Source organism: Caldalkalibacillus thermarum, from assembly GCF_014644735.1.
In the GTDB taxonomy this organism is placed as follows: domain Bacteria; phylum Bacillota; class Bacilli; order Caldalkalibacillales; family Caldalkalibacillaceae; genus Caldalkalibacillus; species Caldalkalibacillus thermarum.
On the sequence record NZ_BMKZ01000003.1, the window covers coordinates 85,925 to 105,877 of the forward strand.

At 47.7% G+C, this 19,953-nt stretch carries 22 protein-coding genes; 16 read left to right on the forward strand and 6 right to left on the reverse strand.

The features are described from left to right. Window positions 1–162: 162 nt before the first annotated feature. Window positions 163–339: a hypothetical protein gene (locus IEW48_RS02170; RefSeq protein ID WP_158306372.1), complete on the reverse strand. Its 177-nt coding sequence runs from the start codon at window positions 337–339 to the stop codon at window positions 163–165. Between the two features lie 148 nt (window positions 340–487). Continuing rightward, a complete protein-coding gene (locus tag IEW48_RS02175; protein WP_188622396.1) occupies window positions 488–1,495 on the reverse strand; it encodes a PTS sugar transporter subunit IIC in 1,008 nt (335 codons plus the stop codon). Between the two features lie 118 nt (window positions 1,496–1,613). Between IEW48_RS02175 and proC the strand changes: the two genes are divergently transcribed. From proC to IEW48_RS02205, 6 genes are all read left to right on the forward strand, one after another. Further along, window positions 1,614–2,513, forward strand: a complete 900-nt coding sequence (gene proC, locus IEW48_RS02180; protein ID WP_188622397.1) for a pyrroline-5-carboxylate reductase — start codon at window positions 1,614–1,616, stop codon at window positions 2,511–2,513. Between the two features lie 105 nt (window positions 2,514–2,618). Beyond that, complete coding sequence (locus tag IEW48_RS02185) at window positions 2,619–3,050, forward strand: cell wall hydrolase (protein WP_188622398.1); 432 nt, start codon at window positions 2,619–2,621, stop codon at window positions 3,048–3,050. Between the two features lie 18 nt (window positions 3,051–3,068). Beyond that, window positions 3,069–3,551, forward strand: a complete 483-nt coding sequence (gerQ, locus tag IEW48_RS02190) for a spore coat protein GerQ (RefSeq protein ID WP_007503885.1) — start codon at window positions 3,069–3,071, stop codon at window positions 3,549–3,551. A gap of 68 nt (window positions 3,552–3,619) precedes the next feature. Continuing rightward, window positions 3,620–4,042, forward strand: coding sequence for a hypothetical protein (locus IEW48_RS02195; protein ID WP_188622399.1), 423 nt, complete (start codon window positions 3,620–3,622; stop codon window positions 4,040–4,042). Window positions 4,043–4,198: 156 nt separating this feature from the next. After that, window positions 4,199–4,606 (forward strand): OsmC family protein, encoded by a 408-nt coding sequence (locus IEW48_RS02200; protein WP_188622400.1) that lies wholly within the window; start codon window positions 4,199–4,201, stop codon window positions 4,604–4,606. A gap of 78 nt (window positions 4,607–4,684) precedes the next feature. Beyond that, a complete protein-coding gene (locus tag IEW48_RS02205) occupies window positions 4,685–4,924 on the forward strand; it encodes a hypothetical protein (RefSeq protein WP_188622401.1) in 240 nt (79 codons plus the stop codon). A 117-nt stretch (window positions 4,925–5,041) separates the two neighbouring features. Here the strand turns inward: IEW48_RS02205 and IEW48_RS02210 are convergent, their stop codons facing one another. After that, window positions 5,042–6,376 carry a hydroxysqualene dehydroxylase gene (locus IEW48_RS02210; RefSeq protein WP_188622402.1) on the reverse strand — a complete coding sequence of 445 codons (1,335 nt, stop codon included), beginning with the start codon at window positions 6,374–6,376 and terminating at the stop codon, window positions 5,042–5,044. A gap of 14 nt (window positions 6,377–6,390) precedes the next feature. Beyond that, window positions 6,391–6,702, reverse strand: coding sequence for a hypothetical protein (locus IEW48_RS02215; RefSeq protein ID WP_007503891.1), 312 nt, complete (start codon window positions 6,700–6,702; stop codon window positions 6,391–6,393). Window positions 6,703–6,859: 157 nt separating this feature from the next. Here IEW48_RS02215 and IEW48_RS02220 point away from each other — a divergent pair, with 157 nt between their 5' ends. The 5 genes from IEW48_RS02220 to ilvD all read left to right on the forward strand — a co-directional run bounded on the left by IEW48_RS02220 (window position 6,860) and on the right by ilvD (window position 11,183). After that, window positions 6,860–7,384 (forward strand): type 1 glutamine amidotransferase domain-containing protein, encoded by a 525-nt coding sequence (locus IEW48_RS02220; RefSeq protein ID WP_007503892.1) that lies wholly within the window; start codon window positions 6,860–6,862, stop codon window positions 7,382–7,384. 75 nt (window positions 7,385–7,459) lie between these two features. Next, window positions 7,460–7,609, forward strand: coding sequence for a 50S ribosomal protein L33 (rpmG, locus tag IEW48_RS02225; protein ID WP_007503894.1), 150 nt, complete (start codon window positions 7,460–7,462; stop codon window positions 7,607–7,609). Window positions 7,610–7,813: 204 nt separating this feature from the next. Continuing rightward, on the forward strand, window positions 7,814–8,059 hold the full coding sequence (locus IEW48_RS02230; RefSeq protein ID WP_007503896.1) for a hypothetical protein: 246 nt from the start codon (window positions 7,814–7,816) through the stop codon (window positions 8,057–8,059). A 45-nt stretch (window positions 8,060–8,104) separates the two neighbouring features. Beyond that, window positions 8,105–9,262, forward strand: coding sequence for a conserved virulence factor C family protein (locus tag IEW48_RS02235; RefSeq protein WP_188622403.1), 1,158 nt, complete (start codon window positions 8,105–8,107; stop codon window positions 9,260–9,262). A gap of 217 nt (window positions 9,263–9,479) precedes the next feature. After that, complete coding sequence (gene ilvD, locus IEW48_RS02240) at window positions 9,480–11,183, forward strand: dihydroxy-acid dehydratase (protein WP_188622404.1); 1,704 nt, start codon at window positions 9,480–9,482, stop codon at window positions 11,181–11,183. 89 nt (window positions 11,184–11,272) lie between these two features. On the opposite strand, the gene gltC is transcribed toward ilvD, so the two are convergent. Continuing rightward, window positions 11,273–12,178 (reverse strand): glutamate biosynthesis transcriptional regulator GltC, encoded by a 906-nt coding sequence (gltC, locus tag IEW48_RS02245; RefSeq protein WP_007503901.1) that lies wholly within the window; start codon window positions 12,176–12,178, stop codon window positions 11,273–11,275. Window positions 12,179–12,314: 136 nt separating this feature from the next. Beyond that, on the reverse strand, window positions 12,315–13,247 hold the full coding sequence (locus tag IEW48_RS02250; protein WP_188622405.1) for a 1,4-dihydroxy-2-naphthoate polyprenyltransferase: 933 nt from the start codon (window positions 13,245–13,247) through the stop codon (window positions 12,315–12,317). 230 nt (window positions 13,248–13,477) lie between these two features. On the opposite strand from IEW48_RS02250, the gene IEW48_RS02255 reads away from it, so the two are divergent. The 5 genes from IEW48_RS02255 to IEW48_RS02275 are packed head-to-tail and all read left to right on the forward strand — an operon-like array spanning window position 13,478 to window position 19,918. Further along, entirely contained in the window at window positions 13,478–14,881 is a 1,404-nt protein-coding gene (locus IEW48_RS02255) for an isochorismate synthase (protein WP_188622406.1), read from the forward strand. Between the two features lie 2 nt (window positions 14,882–14,883). Continuing rightward, a complete protein-coding gene (menD, locus tag IEW48_RS02260) occupies window positions 14,884–16,725 on the forward strand; it encodes a 2-succinyl-5-enolpyruvyl-6-hydroxy-3-cyclohexene-1-carboxylic-acid synthase (RefSeq protein ID WP_188622407.1) in 1,842 nt (613 codons plus the stop codon). Beyond that, entirely contained in the window at window positions 16,722–17,537 is an 816-nt protein-coding gene (gene menH / locus IEW48_RS02265) for a 2-succinyl-6-hydroxy-2,4-cyclohexadiene-1-carboxylate synthase (protein WP_188622408.1), read from the forward strand. The genes menD and menH overlap by 4 nt, the downstream gene beginning before the upstream one ends. Window positions 17,538–17,581: 44 nt before the next feature. Beyond that, window positions 17,582–18,400, forward strand: a complete 819-nt coding sequence (gene menB, locus IEW48_RS02270; protein WP_007503031.1) for a 1,4-dihydroxy-2-naphthoyl-CoA synthase — start codon at window positions 17,582–17,584, stop codon at window positions 18,398–18,400. A gap of 33 nt (window positions 18,401–18,433) precedes the next feature. Next, a complete protein-coding gene (locus tag IEW48_RS02275; RefSeq protein WP_188622409.1) occupies window positions 18,434–19,918 on the forward strand; it encodes an o-succinylbenzoate--CoA ligase in 1,485 nt (494 codons plus the stop codon). Window positions 19,919–19,953: the final 35 nt, after the last annotated feature.

Here is a 19,953-nt window from a genome sequence, read left to right on the forward strand (position 1 = left end):
AAAGGCCGAACCCTTTGTTAAAACCTAGTGTCTGCATTTGGAACCCATTTATTCAGAAGGGCAGGTTGCAGGTTAATAAAGCAATAAAAAAATGGCTTTTCCTTTAAAGTAAAAGCTGGACTGTTGACACACGTGGTCAACAGTTATTTTTATGGCCGTGGTTTATCCCAGTCTTGAACGAAGCTTAATTTTTGACTTTAATATGAGCAGAGCGTCAATAGCCGCTTGATGATGGACATGTTCGGTCAAAGATGTAATCTTGTCACGGTCTCTTTGATAGGTAGAAAGAGATTGGTCGATCATGTCCAGTACTTCATCAATATGAAAGAGTTGCTTCATCATTAGATCACCCATTTTTAGGATTAACATAAATGGCTAAAAAATATACGTCAGAATATTTTCATTTCCTGGGTAAGCGCAAAGAACGTCTTCGCTCTACGGGTTTAGACATTTTTCTTGACATACTTTAGCGATATTTGTCACATGGCTAATACTCTATTTTCATGTCTCCGGGCCTGATTAATCCCTTTCGGCGTAAATAAGCAGCAATAATCAGGCTGATCACAGCAGGTCCAATAAAATGGAGAACAAGAACTTTAAACAGGACATCCCAGGTAAAACCCATGGTGGTAAACGTCATGATTTGACCTACCAAACCGCTTGTTCCCATCCCGGCCCCTTCCTTAACGTTCTCCATTTGCCACCAAACGGTGGCAATGGGCGCCAATATGGCTCCTGCCAATGTGGGCGGCAGCAGGATAAACGGATTTCGGATAATGTTTGCAATTTGTAACATGGAGGTGCCCAGCCCTTGGGCGAGCCAGCCGCCGATGCCATTATCCCTGTAACTGCATGTGGCAAAACCGATCATTTGGGCGGCACATCCCACAGTGGCAGCTCCTGCTGCCAGTCCTTCCAAGCCCAGCATAATGGCAATAGCCGCGCTTGATATAGGGGCAGTCAAGGCGAGTCCCATTAACACAGCGACCAAAATCCCCATCACAACCGGATGTTGACCAACCGACCAATTGATCATGTCCCCAAAGGAACGTAAAAGAAGATCTAAATAGGGGCCCATGTAAAAAGCAGTCACATACCCTGCCATGATCGTGGTTAAAGGGGTTATGATAATATCCAGCCGTGTTGACTTGGACACCAGTTTGCCAAACTCTGTTCCAATCAGTGCCGCCACATAAGCGCCGGCAGGTCCTCCGAGCGGCATACCGGCAGCTCCGCAAATGGCAGCGGCAAACAAGACTAAAGGAGGCGCCTTTAAACCAAAAGCTACGGCTACACCGATAGCCGGTCCGGCCAGATCCATCGCTAACTGTCCTATATCGATTAAAAAAGGAATATTCAATTGTTGGCCTGCTGTGCGGATAATTAAACCAATAATGAGGGAAGAGAACAGCCCCAAAGCCATATAAGATAAACCGCTAATGATATATGTTTTGAGGGAGAGATCAATCCCCTTGCGTTCTAAAAAAGACCTCACTTAGGATCTCCTTCCTTTAAAAATTTCTTTGCTTTTTGGCTAGAAAGTTGACAGGATTATCATATACCATTAAAGTCGAATAATACAATAAGTGTTTTTTTAGCTCATGGAGTGGAGGATGAAAGCCTTGATCGAAAATAAGAGAATTTGCTTTGTCGGTGCAGGGGCCATGGCCGAAGCCATCCTGAGTGGTCTTTTAGATCATAAAATTGTTAAGCCAGGGCAAATCACAGTCACCAATAAAGAGGATCGTTTCCGGCTGGATGAATTGGTGTATAATTTTGGGATTGTTGCTGATCGCACCCAAAGATACACATCGATTCAAGAAGCGGATATATTGATTTTAGCCATGAAACCGAAAGATTTAAAACAGGCGCTGCTGGATATCAGGGAGTGGACCCGGCCGGATCAATTGTTCCTTTCAGTTGTTGCCGGTGTTTCAACAGCCACGATTTCCCGTCTTCTGGGTCATTCCGCCCCAGTGATCCGGACGATGCCCAACACATCTGCTGTTGTGGGCTTATCCGCCACCGGCATGTGTTTGGGGGCAAACGTACGTGAGGAACATGTCCGCCTGGCCCGCACTATATTTGAATCGATTGGACTCGTATTTATCACTGAAGAAGAAAAGTTGGACGCCATTACTGGACTATCAGGCAGCGGTCCTGCCTATGTTTATTTTCTGGTAGAAGCAATGATTAAGGGAGGTATGGATGTGGGCCTTAGTTACGAGGAGGCCCGTAAGCTGACCTTGCAGACGGTTCTGGGGGCAGCAACCATGTTGAATGAGACAGGTGAAGATCCTGCCGTTTTACGGGAAAAAGTCACCAGCCCTAACGGGACAACAGCCAGAGGGTTGGAAGTTTTGAGACGTTATCAGTTTGAAGAAGGCGTTCGTGAGTGCATTAAGCAAGCGACTCAACGTTCAAAAGAGCTGGGTCAAATGCTTTCCATTAACGCAGAAAACGATAAGGACGAACATGTACCTCTTGCATCCCGCAACGACGGCAAATCATAGGGGTCTTGAGTAAAAAGCTGCCCACGCAGCTTTTTTTCTTTAAAGATGAACCAATTTAGGCGTTGATCATATATTGGTAAAGAAGTTCGGTTGAGAGGTGAAGCTATGGCGGTTATTCAAGCAAATGCAAACGAAGTGAAGCTTTTAGCCCGATTGATGCGGGCAGAAGCTGAAAGTGACGGTGAACTGGGAATGTTAATGGTGGGTAACGTAGGGGTCAATCGGGTACGTGTGCGTTGCCTTGATTTTGCAGATATCAACTCCATCGAAAGAATGGTCTGGCAATCACCCGGCGGATTTGAAGCAGTACATTACCCATACTTTTACCAAAGAGCGAGAGAAAGAGATATTCGTTTGGCTCAGCGCTGTATTAATGGCGAGCGTTTCCATCCAGCCGAATTTTCACTATGGTTTTTCCGGCCAGATGGTCCCTGTCCAGCCCAATGGTGGGGACAGTGGAATGCCGGCCGCTACAAATCCCATTGTTTTTACAGTCCAACCCAGTCCGACTGTCCTGATGTTTACCGAACGTATTAGTGCAGAGGAGGTATGCTGATGTATTATCAAGGTTCACCCTATCACACACCATATTTACCTCATCCCACAAGTTATCACCAGAACCCCTATGGTCAAGAACAGTGGGGGAACCCGGCACCTGTGGAAAGCATGAACCGGCAGCAAGTTCCCCAGGTACCGCAGATCACATGGCCGTGTTTAACCGCTGAAGGATTCCTGCCTTTGGAAGTCTCTTACATCGAAAATATTTTGCGCTTTAACAGGGGCAAGATGGCCCGGCTCTATTTTACTTATGAAAACAATCCGGAATGGCCTGCCCAGGTGTACACGGGCCGGATTGAAGAAGCTGGACGTGACCATATCATTATCAGCGATCCTGAAACAGGAAAAAGTTATTTATTGTTGATGGTCAACCTGGATTTCGTTGAGTTTGATGAACCGATTGAATATATTCCCCCCATGGTTCCCAGCCCGCCCATTGCCCAGCGTCCTGTTCCGCAAACCCCGCGTCCCCGGATGTGATCCGGAGTATGATTTTCGCCTCTTTTGTTCATAATGTTTAAAAAAGGACAAAAGAGGTGAAATTGGCTATGACGTCTTCTGTTCCGACACGCTGGAACTGGAGGGGATTCCTCAGACGCTATATGATTATTCTGATGGGATTGCTACTAGTTGGATTGCTGTGGAACCCTTTTACGGCACCATCTTCAACGGATGAAGAGAAACAGCCTACTTTAAAGGTGGAGCATCAGGTAAAAGGGCGCGACCTCCACCTCCAGTTAGATGTTAACAACTTCCAGTTCTCAGTCGAACAGATGGATAGGGAAAAGCATTACGGGCAGGGACACGTTCATCTTTACATTAATGGTGAAAAAGTGGCAAAAATTTTTGACAAAGAATACGTGCATAAAAACTTGCCCCCAGGAACCCATGAAGTTAAAGTGGAATTGGCTCACAACAATCATGACTCTTATGGTGTAGAAGAAACGTTTACAATCGAAGTGAAAGAATAAAAGTGAATGTTCTTCCTGCTAAACCGTCGCTCCGGATATGGACCGCGACGGTTTTCATTGTTATGATAATCATACAGACAATCATTTACAGCTTAGTTGCTTTTAATTTCTACAATATTCAATCAATATGTTTAAATAATATATGGAGGTATGAGCATGAAAGAAACATTGACTTACCGGGCAAAAGAAAACGGATTTATCATTAACCTGCCCTATGGAGAGCTGCATGTATCCGGGGATGCCCAGTACGGATTCCGCCCCTATCAACTGTTGGTTTCAGCTGTGGCTGTTTGCAGCGGAGGGGTGTTACGCAAAATTCTACGTAAGCAACGCATAAAAATTGACGATATTGCCTTGTCAGCTGAAGTGACCCGCAGAGAAGAGGGGGCACAAGAAATCGAAAAAATTCACATCCACTTTAAAATTACAGGCAAAAACTTGTCCGAGCAAAAGATTGAAAAAGCCTTGGCCTTAACCCGTAAACATTGTTCGATGGTTCAGTCTGTCAAAGACAGCATTGAGATCAGCGAAACTTATGAACTTATTGATCCTGAAGAAAATTAAACACTTGTTTAATACAAGTGATTTAAACTTTGGGGGGAATGATAAAAAAGGTAAAGCCCAGCAAAAGGATTGTCGTGTATGGTTCAATACATTGGCTGTCATGTTAGCATAGCTAAAGAAGATCAAATTATTAGGCGAAGACGATGCAGTATCCTGAACGCCTTTAAGGGCAACCAAACCAAAGTAGATTATGCCATTATTCCCCATACGGTATTTACCATCCCTCAAGTGGCCACTGTTGGCCTGACAGAAGAAGGTTTAATTTTAATGGCCCAGCAGGCCGTCCGGGAGTTGGATACACAGTCGGTACCAAAATAAGAAATTTTGCCCGCCTTAGCCCGCTAAAAGTGACTTCTGCCGTGAAGGCAAAAGTTACTGTTTGGCGCAAAAAAATAAGGCTCTGTTGAGCCACAGGGATTCAGAACGTGAATTTGTTCAGGCTTCCGAAAGGATGGCCTTGGCGGCATCAAGACCGGATACAACAGCCCCTTCCATTGTCGCAAAATAAGGCTGTTTGGTGTAATCTCCGGCCAATTTTAATCCGCGGATGGGCGTTTGTTGGCCGGGGCGCTGTTTATGATACCCCTTGGGTGCGAAACTGTAAAAATCAGCATGATGGGAGATCACTCTGAAATCACGGATGTGGGGCTTAATGTCCATACCCAGTTGTTTAGCATCCCGGATAACACTGGACAGTACCTCTTCGGCTGGCATGTTTAAAAACTTTTCCGGCGGAGTGAGGATAATGGATAAGCGCCCGGGCACATGTTTAAAGGTGGTACGTGACTGTTCGGCAAAGCTGGCTAGACATGTTCCCGGCCCGAACGTCGTGCGGTCGGTAGGCAAAGCAGGACGGTCTAAATCAATTTGAATGGTCACCGCGGGCATGGCCGGCAAATTTAAAAGGGGCTTAATCCAGGGATGTTGACTGAAATGGGGCTGCAGCAATTGCTGCGCTTTATCCAGTGATGTGGCCAGGACCACCTGGTTGGCTCGTACTTCTTCATCATCTAACGCCACACCCACGACCTGTCCCTCCTCCACAAGCAGGCCTTGTACAGGTGTTCCTGTATACACCTTGCCGCCATGCCGTTCAATGGCCCTGGCGATCGGTGCACACAACACTTCTGTCATGCCGCCCAGGAAGGCACCAATGCGCATTTTATAAAACCGCGTCAAGCCAGGCGCAAACAGACCGAAGAAGGCCAATGCCGAATACTCTTGTATGGGTTTGAAAAAGAGGCCGGTGCTGAAAGGTCCAAGCAGATAATCAATGGCTGCCTGGCGGACACCATATTTGCGGGCATAGTCATAAACACTGATATAATCCAGTTTGTCAGGATTTAAAAAGAAATCCTTGAACCCCGCCACAAAGAACGGGATTAACGAGGCCTTGTCAAGGGGTGACAGCATCTCGTTATTACCGATGATCCCGGCAATCATTTTCAGTGGGCCGTGAACAGGGGCAACACCGAATAAACCTGGCGAATTGTGTTGAGGGGTTCGTATTTCAATGCGTTCTTCCCACCTGATGATGTCGTCCAAACGAACGCCAGCCCGTTCAAGGACTTTGGGCAGCGCTTGATAATAGCCAATGTAACGGTGAAATCCTGATTCCACCAGCATTCCGTTTTCGTCCCAGGAAGCGGTGCGTCCGCCGACCCAGTCACGGGCTTCAAAGAGGAAGACATCACGACCATTTTCAGCCAACTCCAAGCCACAGCTAAGTCCGGCCAGACCGGCACCGATGATGACCACATCTGTTTTCATGATATTTACCCTGCCTATCGTTTGATCATGTACATGTTTTCAAGTTGTTGTTTTGTTTCTGCTGTGCCCAGCTCATAAATCTTTTGATATATATGATTGAGGACCTGTTCATATTGCTCGTTATCGGTCATGGCTTCTTCTTGCTGAAAAGGGAAGAAGGCATCAAAAAAAGTGTCGCTTTCTTCTTCTAGAAGTTCCATAAACAGATTGCGCAGCTCCACCATCTCTTCTTCCGTGGCTTCAATGGCAAAAGCAAAGGTTGCAGGATCCTGTTCATCTAAAATTTCGCCGGTTTTTGGATGTACGAAATAGCGCTGTTTGGTCATGCTAGAGATTCCACTCCTATGTTATAATCCTCTGTAGTGTAAGTGTCCCATGATGTGGGCCAAAATATGCAAGGAATTACGCGATAGAGACCTCTTTGCCCTATCAGATTGACTTTGGCCTTGTGTTGCGTCATGCTGTTGTCAGGAGGTGTTTGTTTTGCGTTTGCAAGGAAAAAAAGTGATCAGTCTTGTCCATCACGAGTTTGAAGATCTTGAACTTTGGTACCCCCTGATTCGTCTCAAGGAAGAGGGAGCCACAGTTCACCTGGTTGGGGAACAGAAGGGGGAGACTTACAAGGGAAAATACGGGGTGCCTGCGGTCGCTGACTATGCCTTTGATGACATTGACCCTGGTGAGTATGATGCCATTTTGGTTCCCGGGGGATGGGCGCCAGATAAGCTGCGCCGTTTTCCGCAAGTTATTAATATGATCCGGCATATGCACGAAGCAAAAAAACCCATCGGCCAAATTTGTCATGCAGGATGGGTCCTCATTTCTGCCAAGATATTGAAGGGCAAAAAAGTCACCAGTACACCTGGTATCAGGGATGACATGGAAAATGCAGGGGCGATTTGGGTTGATGAGCCAGTCGTGGTGGATGGAAACTTGGTTTCCAGCCGCCGGCCTCCAGATCTGCATGAATATGCTAAAGCGTTTGCTGATGTGCTAGCTGGACAATAAAAGCATTTGCTTTTCCCAACAGATTTCAGTAGAATAGCAATGTGGTGTGCACGTGAGAGGAAAGGAGGAACCAACATGCGTGTTAAAGTAACGCTTGCTTGTACGGAAACTGGAGACCGGAATTATATCACCACCAAAAATAAAAGAACCCATCCTGAACGGTTGGAATTAAGAAAATATAGCCCGCGTCTGAGACGGTATACTTTGCATCGTGAAACGAAATAAGAAGCTGGCTTTATTTTGCCCATAAGTTGTGTTTCAAAAGCGACCCCATAAGTTGTGTTGCAAAAGCAACTTATGGGTTTTTCAGTATCACCTGATGCGATACATATTTGCATGTTGGTATACACTAGTCCATTTTTTGTATTATAATGGATAAAGATCCATTAAACATAAAAACATTGTCATACACGAATGGGGAGGTTCATGATGAAATTGATAAGAATGGTTATCTTAACCTTGTTGATTTGTTCGGTTGCTGCGCCATGGACAGCGTCAGCTGCAGGGTTGGACACGGGTCAGGATATGCTCCTGTTTGCTGCAGGTGGTGGAAACAGCGGGGCTAGCGAAAATACCGGCCTTACGTTTACGGATATCAGCATGATCGTGATGATCATTTTGGCCACCATTTATTTTGCAGCACTGTATGTCAAAGAATGGAGACAGGTCAGATAAACCGGGACAAGCACAAGGTTGGACAAAGTGAAAGGGGCGTTAGCATTGAATATTGTCTCGATCGAGCCGACGCCGAGTCCCAACGTCATGAAATTAAACCTTGATACCCCATTGCCTGAAGGCGTATCCTACAATTTCACCTTCGAGAACAAGGACCAGGCACCGCAACATATTCGTCAGTTGCTAGACATTGAAGGGATTAAAGGAGTTTACCAGGTTAAAGACTTTATTGCCATTGAGCGTAACCCTAAAATCGATTGGCGTGCGATCCTGCCTAAATTACAACAAGTTTTTGGGGAAGGCTCAATCGATGTTGAAAGCATGATTAAATCAACCGCCTTCAGTGAAGATGAGGTTTATGGCGGGGTTCAAGTGTTTATACAGACCATCAAGGGGATTCCCATGCAAGTCAAATTAACCACCCCTTCCCGGGAAAAACGCTATGCCTTGCCCCAACGCTTTCTGGATGCTGCCCTGAGGGTGCAGCAGGCTGTTAGCAATCTGATCACTGAGCGCAAGTGGGAAGAGCAAGGCGTTCGCTATGGTGAACTGGATGAGATTGGTGAGCAAGTGGTGGAAGAAATTAATGCGGCCTATGATGACGAACGCCTTGGACGGCTGGTTGATCAGGCTTTGGGAGATCAAGATGCACGGCTAGAAGAACAGCCTCTCTCAGCTGCAGAAGCGGTAAAACGTTTGGATCACTCAGATTGGAAAACACGCTACAAAGCGTTGGAGCAACTAGAGTTGACAGAAGAAGATATTCCCGTGCTGGCCAAAGCTATCGACGATCCCCACATGTCTATACGCCGTTTGGCAGTTGCCTATTTGGGGGAGATTGGCGGCAAAAAAGTGCTGCCCCTGTTATATAAAGCTTTGCAGGACAAGTCTCCTGCCGTTCGCCGCACAGCAGGGGATGCTCTGTCTGACATTGGCGACCCTGAGGCGATGGAACATATGATAGAAGCTTTAAGCGATAGTAACAAACTTGTCCGCTGGCGTGCCGCGCGCTTTCTATATGAAGTAGGGGACCATACCGCCATACCTGCCTTAAGAGAAGCGCTCAACGATCCAGAGTTTGAGATTAGCTTGCAGGCCAGAATGGCGCTGGAGCGCATCGAAAAGGGCCAAAAGGCTGAGGGAACCATTTGGCAGCAAATTACTCGCAGCATGAAAAATAGAGAAAACAATGAAGCTGATTGAACAACAACAGACAGCTGATTTTCAGGCAGACTCCTTCCGGCACAACAGGCTGTTTAACAGCTCATCAAACCGGAAGGAGTTTTTGCTTCTGGTTTCTTCAAAAGTGTGATTTTGCCCTTTCCTTTTCTTTTGTTTTTGCTATAATAGTAATTATCTAAATTTTGGACAAAACGAATATCATAGTAACTTTTGAAGCGTTGGGAAAGGAGAGAACCACATGACAGAGAAAGAAGCACAGAACAGACGCACACAAGATCTTAGACTGCGCAGCAAGGTGATTAGTGATCCGGTTCACCGTGCTCCCAACCGGGCCATGTTGCGTGCTGTCGGATTTAGTGATGAAGATTTTCGAAAGCCGATGATCGGGATTGCCAGTACCTGGAGTGAGGTCACCCCCTGTAATATCCATTTGGATGAATTGGCCCGCAAAGCAAAAGAGGGAGCCAGGCAAGCAGGCGGTGCGCCTTTAATTTTTAATACGATTACCGTGTCAGATGGGATATCCATGGGGACTGAGGGCATGCGTTATTCTTTGCCCAGCCGTGAAGTGATTGCCGATTCTATTGAAACGGTGGTGGGAGCAGAGAATTTGGACGGATTTGTAGCCATCGGCGGTTGTGATAAAAATATGCCTGGCTGCATGATGGCGATCGGTCGTTTAAATCTGCCCAGTGTTTTTGTCTATGGGGGAACCATACAGCCTGGAAAATTGAACGGTAAAGACATTGACATCGTGTCTGCCTTTGAAGGAGTGGGACAGTATAACAAAGGTGAGATTGACCGGGAAGAACTGCATCAAATCGAATGTCACGCCTGTCCCGGGCCAGGGTCATGCGGAGGGATGTATACGGCCAATACCATGGCTTCGGCTATAGAAGCAATGGGGATGAGTTTGCCCGGCAGCTCGTCCACCCCGGCCATCAGTCCGGAGAAGCTGACGGAAGCTAACCAGGCAGGACAAGCTGTCTTTAATTTATTGGAACAAGGGATCTACCCACGGGACATCATGACCAAAAAAGCCTTTGAAAATGCAATTACGGTGGTGATGGCTCTGGGTGGATCAACCAATGCTGTTTTACATCTGTTAGCGATTGCCCATGCTGTGGGCGTGGATCTAAGTTTGGATGACTTTGACCGTATCCGCCGCCGGGTGCCGCATATTGCTGATCTAAAGCCAAGCGGCCGTTACGTTATGCAAGATCTTAACGATGTTGGCGGTGTGCCAGCGGTCATGAAAGAGTTGCTGCAAGCTGGCTTGCTCCATGGTGACTGTTTGACAGTCACAGGCAAAACACTGGAAGAAAATCTGGCTGAGCAACCTTCTCTCAAAGCTGGGCAAGACGTGATTCGCCCCTTGGATGATCCCTTCCTGGAAACCGGTCCGTTGGTGATTTTAAAAGGGAACCTGGCGCCTGAGGGTGCAGTGGCTAAAGTGTCGGGGCTGAAAAAGAAAAAAATCACTGGTCCGGCCCGGGTGTTTGACACAGAGGCAGAAGCAACAGAGGCTGTGTTAAACGACCAAATTAAACCAGGTGATGTGATTGTCATTCGTTACGCTGGGCCGAAAGGGGGGCCGGGCATGCCAGAAATGCTGTCCATTTCAGGGATTTTAATCGGAAAGGGCTTAGGTAAGGATGTAGGGCTTCTGACAGACGGGCGGTTTTCCGGCGGGACGCACGGCTTGGTCGTAGGCCATGTGGCGCCAGAAGCTCAGGTTGGCGGCCCCATCGCTTTGTTAAAGGAAGGCGATATGATCACGATAGACAGTGAAAAACAGGAACTTTCTGTGGCCGTGTCAGATGAAGAATTTGCAGAACGGCGCAAACAATGGCAAGCACCCCCACTGAAGCACAGCAAAGGCATCTTGGCCAAATATGCCCGTTTAGTTTCCTCCGCATCCAAAGGAGCGGTCACTGACTAAGCTTTAGCTGGTATCTCATGCTGACCGAAATCAAAACAGACCTTCATCGGCCGTTGAGGCTGGTGAAGGTCCGTTATATTTATGGACATTTAAAGTCTGAAGCGGGTTAAGTTGTCAAAGAAGGTTTGCAAAAACTCAAAGAAGTTTTTTACTGAGGGTGCCAGGTCACGATTCTTGGGTGTGATGACGCCTACTGTCCGGGTGACCTGTGGTTCCACGATACGCATTTTAATTGCTTCACGGGGAATGTTATCCATCAGGGTCACTTCAGGCAGCAGGGCAACCCCGAGTCCGGCAGCGACCAATCCTTTGATGGTATCAATATCCTCTCCTTCAAAGGCCACATGGGGCTTAAATCCTGCTTGTTGACAGGCATTGACGACAATTTCACGGAGAATGAATCCAGTGCGGAACATGACAAACGGTTCTTTGCGTAACTGATCCAGACGCAGCGCATCCTGATCAGTCAACGGATGGACAGCCGGCAAGATGGCCATCATTTCTTCAGTGAAGAGAATATGTCCATCCACCAGCTCATGATCAGTGGGAACAGGAGCGACAAAAGCCAGATCAATTTCCCCTTTAACGACCGAGTTAATCAGCGTGGATAAAATACCCTGTCTGAGTTGAAACCGGATTTTGGGATGTTTTTCCCGAAAAGCGGAGATCACTTTAGGCAACGTATTAGCTGCCAAGCTATTTGGAAAGCCGATGCGGATGACCCCGGATTCCGGATCCAAAAACTCCTTGACTTCCTGCACGGCTTTATCAATTTCCCGTATGGCAATTTCTATATGTTCCAAAAAAAGTTTCCCAACCGGTGTTAATTTTACATTGCGGCCTTCCCGGATAAACAGCTGAACGCCCAACTCATCTTCCAAATTACTGATCTGCCGGCTGACAGCGGACTGGGCCACATGCAGGGCATCAGCAGCATGGGTGACATGTTCCCGCTTGGCCACTTCGATAAAATACTTTAATTGTCGCAACTCCATGAGGTAATCAACCCCTGGCTCATCTCGAAATTAGATAATATCTACTTAAATTATACATGAAATATATAGATTTAGACTGCGAAATTGTGAATTTTGACTACTATCATCGCCTTTTCTCATAAAAAAAACCCTTTTCTCAAAGGAAAAGGGCGATGCTTAATAATAATCCGTAACGCATATGCAATTGTGCTGTTAACTTCATGGCAGGCATCATTTCAACAGGTTTCGTTTTGCCAATAAATCCGCGGACAGCTTTCAGAGCAGTTGGGATACTAAGCAAGACCAATAAGATCCATAGGGAAGCATCGGTCAGTACAGCCATCGCGACCGCCCACACATAAGCAAAAACAAACATTGCTCCTAATAATTGGATAGCACGTTTCCGTCCAATGAGTATGGCCAGGGTACGCCGTCCTGCTGCCTGGTCTTCGTCTAAATCGCGAATATTGTTGGCCAGCATGATGGCAGCAACCAGAATGGCGATTGGAATTGAGACGAGAACACTGTACAGGGTGACCATTCCAGTCTGAATATAGAAAGCCAGTAAGATAATGACAGGTCCCATGAACACACCTGCCGCCAATTCCCCAAAGGGGGAGTAAGCGATAGGATAGGGCCCCCCTGTATATAGATAACCCACCGCCATACTGATACTGCCAATAAGCGCCACCCACCAACTGCTGTTCAGACAAATATAAACCCCCAACAAAACTGCGATGGCAAATAGAAGGATGGCTAATTTTAGTACGACCTTTGGCGGGACTCCCTCACGGACGATGGCGCCTCCGATTCCGACCGATTCTTTCGTATCAAGCCCGCGTTGGTAATCATAGTATTCATTAAACATATTCGTAGCTGCTTGAATTAATATTGAAGCGATGAGCATAGCTATAAACAATGTCCAATTGATAGACGTGACCTTCAGTGTTAAGGCCGTGCCAATCAGCACTGGGATGAACGAGGCGGTTAAGGTATGGGGACGTAACAAATTCCACCACACCTGCCATGGAGTATCCTTTCGATGCGGTGGAAAAGAGGTCGGTTTGGAATGTTCAATGTGTGGTTCCACTGTGATTCTCTCCTTAAATTTAGCCCTGCTGTCTCTTAAAGTTTAGGAAAACGAATTCATGCTGTCAATACCTGCGCCCTAAAACATATTGCCAGGGGAGAGCTTGTTGACAATTAAAGATTGGTAGGTGTATGCTGAAGTAAAATGCGTTCGCAGTAATCACATCAAGTGATAAAGTCGCGAAGTGATAAAGTCGCGTAGTCGGATAAAAGGTGGGAGGAGAAGTTGCGGTGATCCGTCAACAGCTCGATATACTTGATGATTTTGTGCAGGGGATGCAGCAGGCGTTAAAGTCATGCCGGCCGGGACTTGTCAGCCTGGTGACGCGAATTCAACCGCTAGACCCCCTCTCTTTTTATGCCGCTGCAGGTCAATGGTTTCACGGTCAGCGCCTGTACTGGTCAACACCAGATCATGAGTTTACCTTAGTCGGATTGGGGACAGCCGTTAAAATTGAGTCTGACCGGGACACCCGCTTCGATGATGTAACGAAAGAATGGAAACACTTAATAGCTAACACCCATATCCATACCGAAGGAGAGGTAATGGGAACGGGGCCTCTCCTGTTAGGAGGATTCTCTTTTGATCCGCAAAAGCCTTCTTCTTCTCTATGGCAAAATTATAAAGCGGCATCTTTCATTTTACCCCAATTTTTATTAACCCAAAGCAAGCATCAAAGCTATTTAACCATAAATGCCTACATCCATCCTGAGTATGACTTGCCTGAAAAAATCGATCAGTTAAACAGATTAAAGGAACGGCTTATCACCCGGTGCATGGATTTTTCCTTCGCACAAGAGGTTCATCCAATAACATTAAACGTTTTTGAGCCGGCTCGGGAAGAATGGTTAAGAAGCGTGAAGCAGGTTATTGCTGAGATTCAACAGGGTGTCTTGCAAAAGGTGGTTCTGGCCCGCAGGGTAGAGGTGGAGAGTGAAACCCCCTTTCGTCCCGAACAGATTTTAAATTATTTACGCCAAGTTCAAACCTCAAGTTATGTTTTTTCCATTGAATGGGGAGAAAACGCCTTTGTCGGGGCCACTCCTGAGCGATTAATTAAAAAAGAAGGCTCCCGTGTTTTATCCACCTGTCTAGCAGGCTCAATCAAGCGGGGACAAACCTTGGAAGAGGATCTGGCCTTAAGCAAAGCTTTGCTTCAAGATCCCAAAAACAGGGTGGAGCACGAGATTGTGGTGCGCATGATCAAACAAGCCTTAGGGGACTTATGCACCCGGGTTGAAGCCCCAGATCAGCCTATCATCTATAAAACCAAACAAATTCAACATTTGTATACCCCGGTGCGGGGGCTAGCCAAAGATAACATATCCCTATTAAAAATGGTTGAAGCTCTGCATCCTACTCCTGCGTTGGGAGGCTATCCCCGAGAGGAAGCTGTCCGGCGGATCCGGGAGCTTGAAGGGATGGACCGGGGCTGGTATGCGGCTCCTATCGGCTGGCTTGACCGGCAGGGGAACGGTGAATTTGTGGTTGCCATTCGTTCCGCTTTAATCCGGCATAGACAAGCCACTCTTTTTGCCGGTTGTGGTATTGTGGAAGATTCTGACCCACAATCCGAATACGAGGAAACGCAGATGAAATTGAAGCCCATGTTGTCAGCTCTAGGAGGACATTAATAATGGAAACAATAATGAAAACCAACCGGGAAGCGTTTCTTTATGTACATGCCTTTATTGATGAACTATACAACAGCGGCGTTCGCCATGTGGTGATTAGCCCTGGATCACGGTCAACGCCCTTGGCCATGACAGCTGCGGAACAGGGGAAAATGAAGCTGTGGATTCATGTTGATGAACGCTCGGCCGGATTTTTTGCCCTAGGTATGTCCAAAGTGTTAGCGTGTCCTGTTGCCCTTGTATGTACCTCTGGAACAGCCGCGGCCAATTATTTTCCGGCCGTGGTTGAAGCGTTTTATGGACGTGTTCCCTTAATTGTCCTGACAGCAGACCGTCCTCACGAGTTGCGGGATGTAGGAGCACCTCAAACCATTAATCAGCTGCATCTGTTCGGTCAGCATGTAAAATGGTTCATGGAAATGGCGGTTCCTGAATCCTCTCAACCGTTGTTGCATTATGTGCGCAGCACTGCCAACCGGGCGGTGGCCACCGCATGTTCGTCACCAGCGGGACCTGTTCATCTTAATTTTCCATTCAGGGAGCCTTTGGTCCCTGATTTTTCCGTTTCTGAATCTAGTGCGTCAGAAACAAGTGTCCGTCACCTGCGGCGCGGCAGTGTCGTTGAAGGCAGGGCAGCATTATCTCAGGTGCAGGTCACAGAAGGTGTACGCACGCTCCCTGGACATACTTTGGAAGCTTTGGCAGACAGGCTGCTGTCTGCTCCCAAGGGTCTCATCGTGTGCGGACCTATGGAAAATACTCGCTGCCTGAAGGCCATGATTGCCTTGGCTGAACAGTTAGGCTACCCTATTCTGGCTGACCCCTTGTCCAACTTGCGCTGTGTCCGAGATGTTTCCCCAGTAATCATTGATGCCTACGATGCGTTTTTGCGTGACAGCCGAGTGGCAGAATCCTTGAAACCTGACCTGATTCTGCGCTTTGGGGCCATGCCCGTTTCCAAACCTTACTTACACTATGTTCAGCGCTATCCGGACTGTGTACACCTCGTGGTTGACGCTGGCCACGCTTGGAGAGACCCGACCCATCTGGCTACGGATATGCTTTATGCCGACCCAGAATGGCTGTGTGAAGCCCTGCACAAACTTCTTGGCCAACACCGGGCAGGCAGGAAGGGAACTAAAGCTGCATCAGGCTGGCTGGGGCAGTGGCAAGTGATCAATCGGATCACGAGAGAGGCCATGAGGCGGGAAATGGAGCGGTTCAATTCTCTTTTTGAAGGGCGTCTGTTTCAAGAGTTGTCAGAACTGATGCCCGACCCCTCGTTATTGTATGTGGGCAACAGTATGCCGGTGCGTGATTTGGACACTTTCTTCCCATCCGTGTCAAAAAAGGTACGCGTGATGGGCAATCGGGGGACCAATGGGATTGATGGCCTCATTTCCAGCGCTTTAGGTGCCAGTGGTGTTAGTCAAGAACCGGTTGTACTTGTTTTAGGTGACTTGTCTTTTTATCATGATTTGAACGGCTTGTTGCCCGCTAAGCTGTATAATCTTAATCTGACCATTATTCTCGTCAACAATGACGGGGGAGGTATATTCTCATTCTTACCTCAGGCTGAGCATCCACGGCACTTTGAAACCTTGTTTGGCACACCTTTGGGACTGGAATACAGGCATGCGGTCAACATGTATGGGGGCTCTTTTACCCGCATCGATTCGTGGGCTGAGTTTCGGGATACTTTTACCACTGCTATGTCCAGTGGCGGGCTCAATGTCATAGAAGTGCCCACCGAGCGCAAAAGTAACGTGGAGATGCATCGCCGCATTTGGAAAGCGGTTAGTGCTGCCATCACGGATGTGTTGCCCAGGGTGGGAGATACATGAACATCATGGTCAATGGTGTCCGCTATGCTGTTGAAGTGAAAGGTGAGGGTCCTCCCTTGCTTTTGCTCCATGGTTTTACAGGCAGCAAACACAGCTGGCAACCTTTCATCCATTCCTGGAGCCGCCATTTCACCACCATCGCCATCGATCTGCTTGGCCACGGGGAGAGTGACAGTCCCCAAGATCACCGTCGTTACGGGATCACTTATGCTGTTCAGGACTTACAAGCTGTGTTAGAACAATTGGGTGTGGACAAAATCAATGTTCTGGGTTATTCCATGGGAGGCAGGCTGGCCATTGCTTTGGCCAGCAGCTTCCCGGCTAAAGTGAACAGCATGGTTTTGGAAAGCACCTCCCCTGGCTTAAAAACGGAAGAAGAACAGCTGGCCAGGAGAAAACAGGATCAAGCTTTGGCCCGGGAGATTGAAACAGAAGGTTTGGAAACCTTTGTACATAAATGGGAGAATATCCCCTTGTTTGCCTCCCAAAAAAAGCTGCCGGAAGCTGTGCGCAGGAGGCTGCGAGTGCAACGGCTCAGCCAATCTCCCCTCGGGTTGGCCAATAGCTTGAGGGGGATGGGCACCGGCAACCAACCTTCCTTTTGGTCTGCACTTAAGCGGTTTCACTTTCCTGTGCTGGTGATGGCCGGGGAGGAGGATCAAAAGTTTTGCTGCATCGCCAAAGACATGGTCTGCCAATTGCCTCAAGCGACCCTGTCTATCATTAAAGGAGCTGGCCACACAATTCATTTGGAAAAACCGCACATTTTTGATAAAGTAGTTTTGGAATACCTTCTTCAACACCAGTCATGACTACATAAAGTGAATCAAAAACATATAAGGAAGGTGAAAACCGGATGAAGATTGAGTGGAAGAAACAAGGTGATTATGAGGACATTATTTACGAGACCTATGAAGGCATTGCGAAAATCACGATCAACCGTCCCGAAGTGCACAATGCCTTTCGTCCCGAAACGGTCAATGAGTTAATCCATGCTTTTACTGTGGCCCGGGACGACAGCGACATTGGTGTTATTATTTTAACCGGGGCGGGGGATAAGGCGTTTTGTTCCGGCGGAGACCAGAAAGTCCGGGGGCATGGGGGTTATGTAGGCAAAGATAACATTCCGCGCCTCAATGTCCTGGATTTGCAGCGCCTGATCCGCGTGATTCCCAAGCCGGTGATCGCCATGGTTGCCGGATATGCCATTGGCGGTGGACATGTCCTCCATGTCGTCTGTGATTTAACGATCGCAGCCGACAACGCCATTTTTGGCCAAACCGGCCCCAAAGTGGGCAGCTTTGATGGCGGTTACGGTGCCAACTATCTGGCTCGCATTGTTGGTCACAAGAAAGCGCGGGAAATTTGGTATTTGTGCCGTCAATATACCGCTCAAGAAGCATTGGAAATGGGCCTGGTCAATGCAGTTGTGCCCCTGGAAAAACTGGAGGAAGAAACGGTTAAATGGGCTAAAGAAATTTTAGAAAAAAGCCCAACAGCGATCCGTTTCTTAAAAGCGGCCTTCAATGCGGACACAGACGGGTTGGCCGGCCTGCAGCAGTTTGCTGGAGATGCTACGTTACTGTATTATACAACCGATGAAGCCAAAGAAGGTCGGGATGCGTTTAAAGAAAAACGCAAGCCAGACTTTTCCAAGTTCCCCCGTTTTCCATAAATAGCTGCTTGCCAAAAATGTTGGTGATGTGATATGACAGGACAAATCATGCCGTTCTGGTTAAAACAAAGAGCGTTTTTAACGCCTCAGAGAACCGCACTCATAGGGGACGGAGAAAAAGTCACTTTTGCCGAACTAGATCGGCGGGCCCGTCACTTGGCCTCGTGTTTGGCAGGACTGGGCATTAAACAGGGCGACCATGTCGCTCTGTTGATGCCTAACCGGGTACTGACCGTAGAATTGATTCATGCCATTGCTTATCTTGGAGCCGTTACTGTACCGTTAAACACCCGTTTAACTCCTCCTGAGTTAGCCTGGCAGCTGAATGATGTGAATGCCTCCCTCCTTATCTATGATGCTGTTTATAGCGACAAAATCAACGGGCTGAGGGACCAAGTCACTTGCCTTATCCATGATGCGAACTGTCTTAAGGGGAGACGTCATTCAAATGTCAATCTCAAGGAGCACATTGATCTGGACGATGTTCACACCATCATTTATACTTCTGGGACCACAGGCCGGCCTAAGGGCACTTTGCTGACGTTCGGGAATCATTGGTGGAGCGCCATTGGCTCTTCTCTCAATCTGGGGTTGAATAGGAATGACCGCTGGCTGTGCTGTTTGCCGCTTTTTCATGTCAGCGGCCTGTCGATTATCATGCGCAGCGTCATATATGGTATGACGGTTGTATTGCATGACAAATTTGACCCAGTACGGGTGAATGAGTCCATTAAACGGGATAAGGTTACGATGATCTCTGTAGTGACTGCCATGCTGTCAGCTATGCTGGACAACTTGTCTGACCCTGGTTATCCACAGCATTTGCGCTGTGTTTTGCTGGGCGGAGGACCAGCGCCCCTTCCCTTGCTGGAAACTTGTGTCAGCCGGTCTATTCCGGTTTATCAGACCTATGGCCTGACGGAAACGGCTTCCCAGATTGTCACGCTGTCTCCAGATCATCTGTTGGCCAAGGTGGGCTCGGCAGGAAAACCGCTGTTTCCGGCCCAGCTGCGTATTGTGAATAATGGAAAGGAAGTTAAGGCAGGAGAAGTAGGCGAAATTGTCGTCAAGGGTCCCAATGTGACCAGGGGCTACTACAAACAAGAGGAGGCCACAGCACAGGCCATTCAGGGCGGATGGCTTTACACCGGTGATATGGGCTATGTGGATGAAGAGGGTTTTTTATATGTGCTTGACCGTCGTGACGACTTGATCATATCTGGAGGTGAAAATGTTTATCCGGCTGAGGTGGAGGCAGCCTTATTAACCCATCCGGATATTAAGGAAGCAGGTGTAACGGGAATGCCAGATCCCCAGTGGGGGGAGGTGCCGGTTGCATTTATTGTAACAAGACCAGGAGTAAAACTGACAGAAGCTGAGCTTAATCAATTATGTAACAAACTTTTAGCCCGGTATAAGGTGCCGAAAGCATTTTATTTTGTGAACCGTTTGCCGCGCAATGCTTCCAACAAATTGCTCAGGAGAGAGTTGCGCGCGCTGATTCGGCAGCAAGGCTGACCTATTTCCATGTTTACGGCTGGATCATGAATGGA

Coding starts and splice junctions, on each gene's coding strand:
- IEW48_RS02170 (WP_158306372.1), bottom strand. CDS start 339: ATGAAGCAACTCTTTCATATTGATGAAGTACTGGACATGATCGACCAA.
- proC (WP_188622397.1), top strand. CDS start 1,614: ATGAAAGCCTTGATCGAAAATAAGAGAATTTGCTTTGTCGGTGCAGGG.
- IEW48_RS02185 (WP_188622398.1), top strand. CDS start 2,619: ATGGCGGTTATTCAAGCAAATGCAAACGAAGTGAAGCTTTTAGCCCGA.
- gerQ (WP_007503885.1), top strand. CDS start 3,069: ATGTATTATCAAGGTTCACCCTATCACACACCATATTTACCTCATCCC.
- IEW48_RS02195 (WP_188622399.1), top strand. CDS start 3,620: ATGACGTCTTCTGTTCCGACACGCTGGAACTGGAGGGGATTCCTCAGA.
- IEW48_RS02200 (WP_188622400.1), top strand. CDS start 4,199: ATGAAAGAAACATTGACTTACCGGGCAAAAGAAAACGGATTTATCATT.
- IEW48_RS02205 (WP_188622401.1), top strand. CDS start 4,685: ATGGTTCAATACATTGGCTGTCATGTTAGCATAGCTAAAGAAGATCAA.
- IEW48_RS02210 (WP_188622402.1), bottom strand. CDS start 6,376: ATGAAAACAGATGTGGTCATCATCGGTGCCGGTCTGGCCGGACTTAGC.
- IEW48_RS02215 (WP_007503891.1), bottom strand. CDS start 6,702: ATGACCAAACAGCGCTATTTCGTACATCCAAAAACCGGCGAAATTTTA.
- rpmG (WP_007503894.1), top strand. CDS start 7,460: ATGCGTGTTAAAGTAACGCTTGCTTGTACGGAAACTGGAGACCGGAAT.
- IEW48_RS02230 (WP_007503896.1), top strand. CDS start 7,814: ATGAAATTGATAAGAATGGTTATCTTAACCTTGTTGATTTGTTCGGTT.
- ilvD (WP_188622404.1), top strand. CDS start 9,480: ATGACAGAGAAAGAAGCACAGAACAGACGCACACAAGATCTTAGACTG.
- gltC (WP_007503901.1), bottom strand. CDS start 12,178: ATGGAGTTGCGACAATTAAAGTATTTTATCGAAGTGGCCAAGCGGGAA.
- menD (WP_188622407.1), top strand. CDS start 14,884: ATGGAAACAATAATGAAAACCAACCGGGAAGCGTTTCTTTATGTACAT.
- menH (WP_188622408.1), top strand. CDS start 16,722: ATGAACATCATGGTCAATGGTGTCCGCTATGCTGTTGAAGTGAAAGGT.
- menB (WP_007503031.1), top strand. CDS start 17,582: ATGAAGATTGAGTGGAAGAAACAAGGTGATTATGAGGACATTATTTAC.
- IEW48_RS02275 (WP_188622409.1), top strand. CDS start 18,434: ATGACAGGACAAATCATGCCGTTCTGGTTAAAACAAAGAGCGTTTTTA.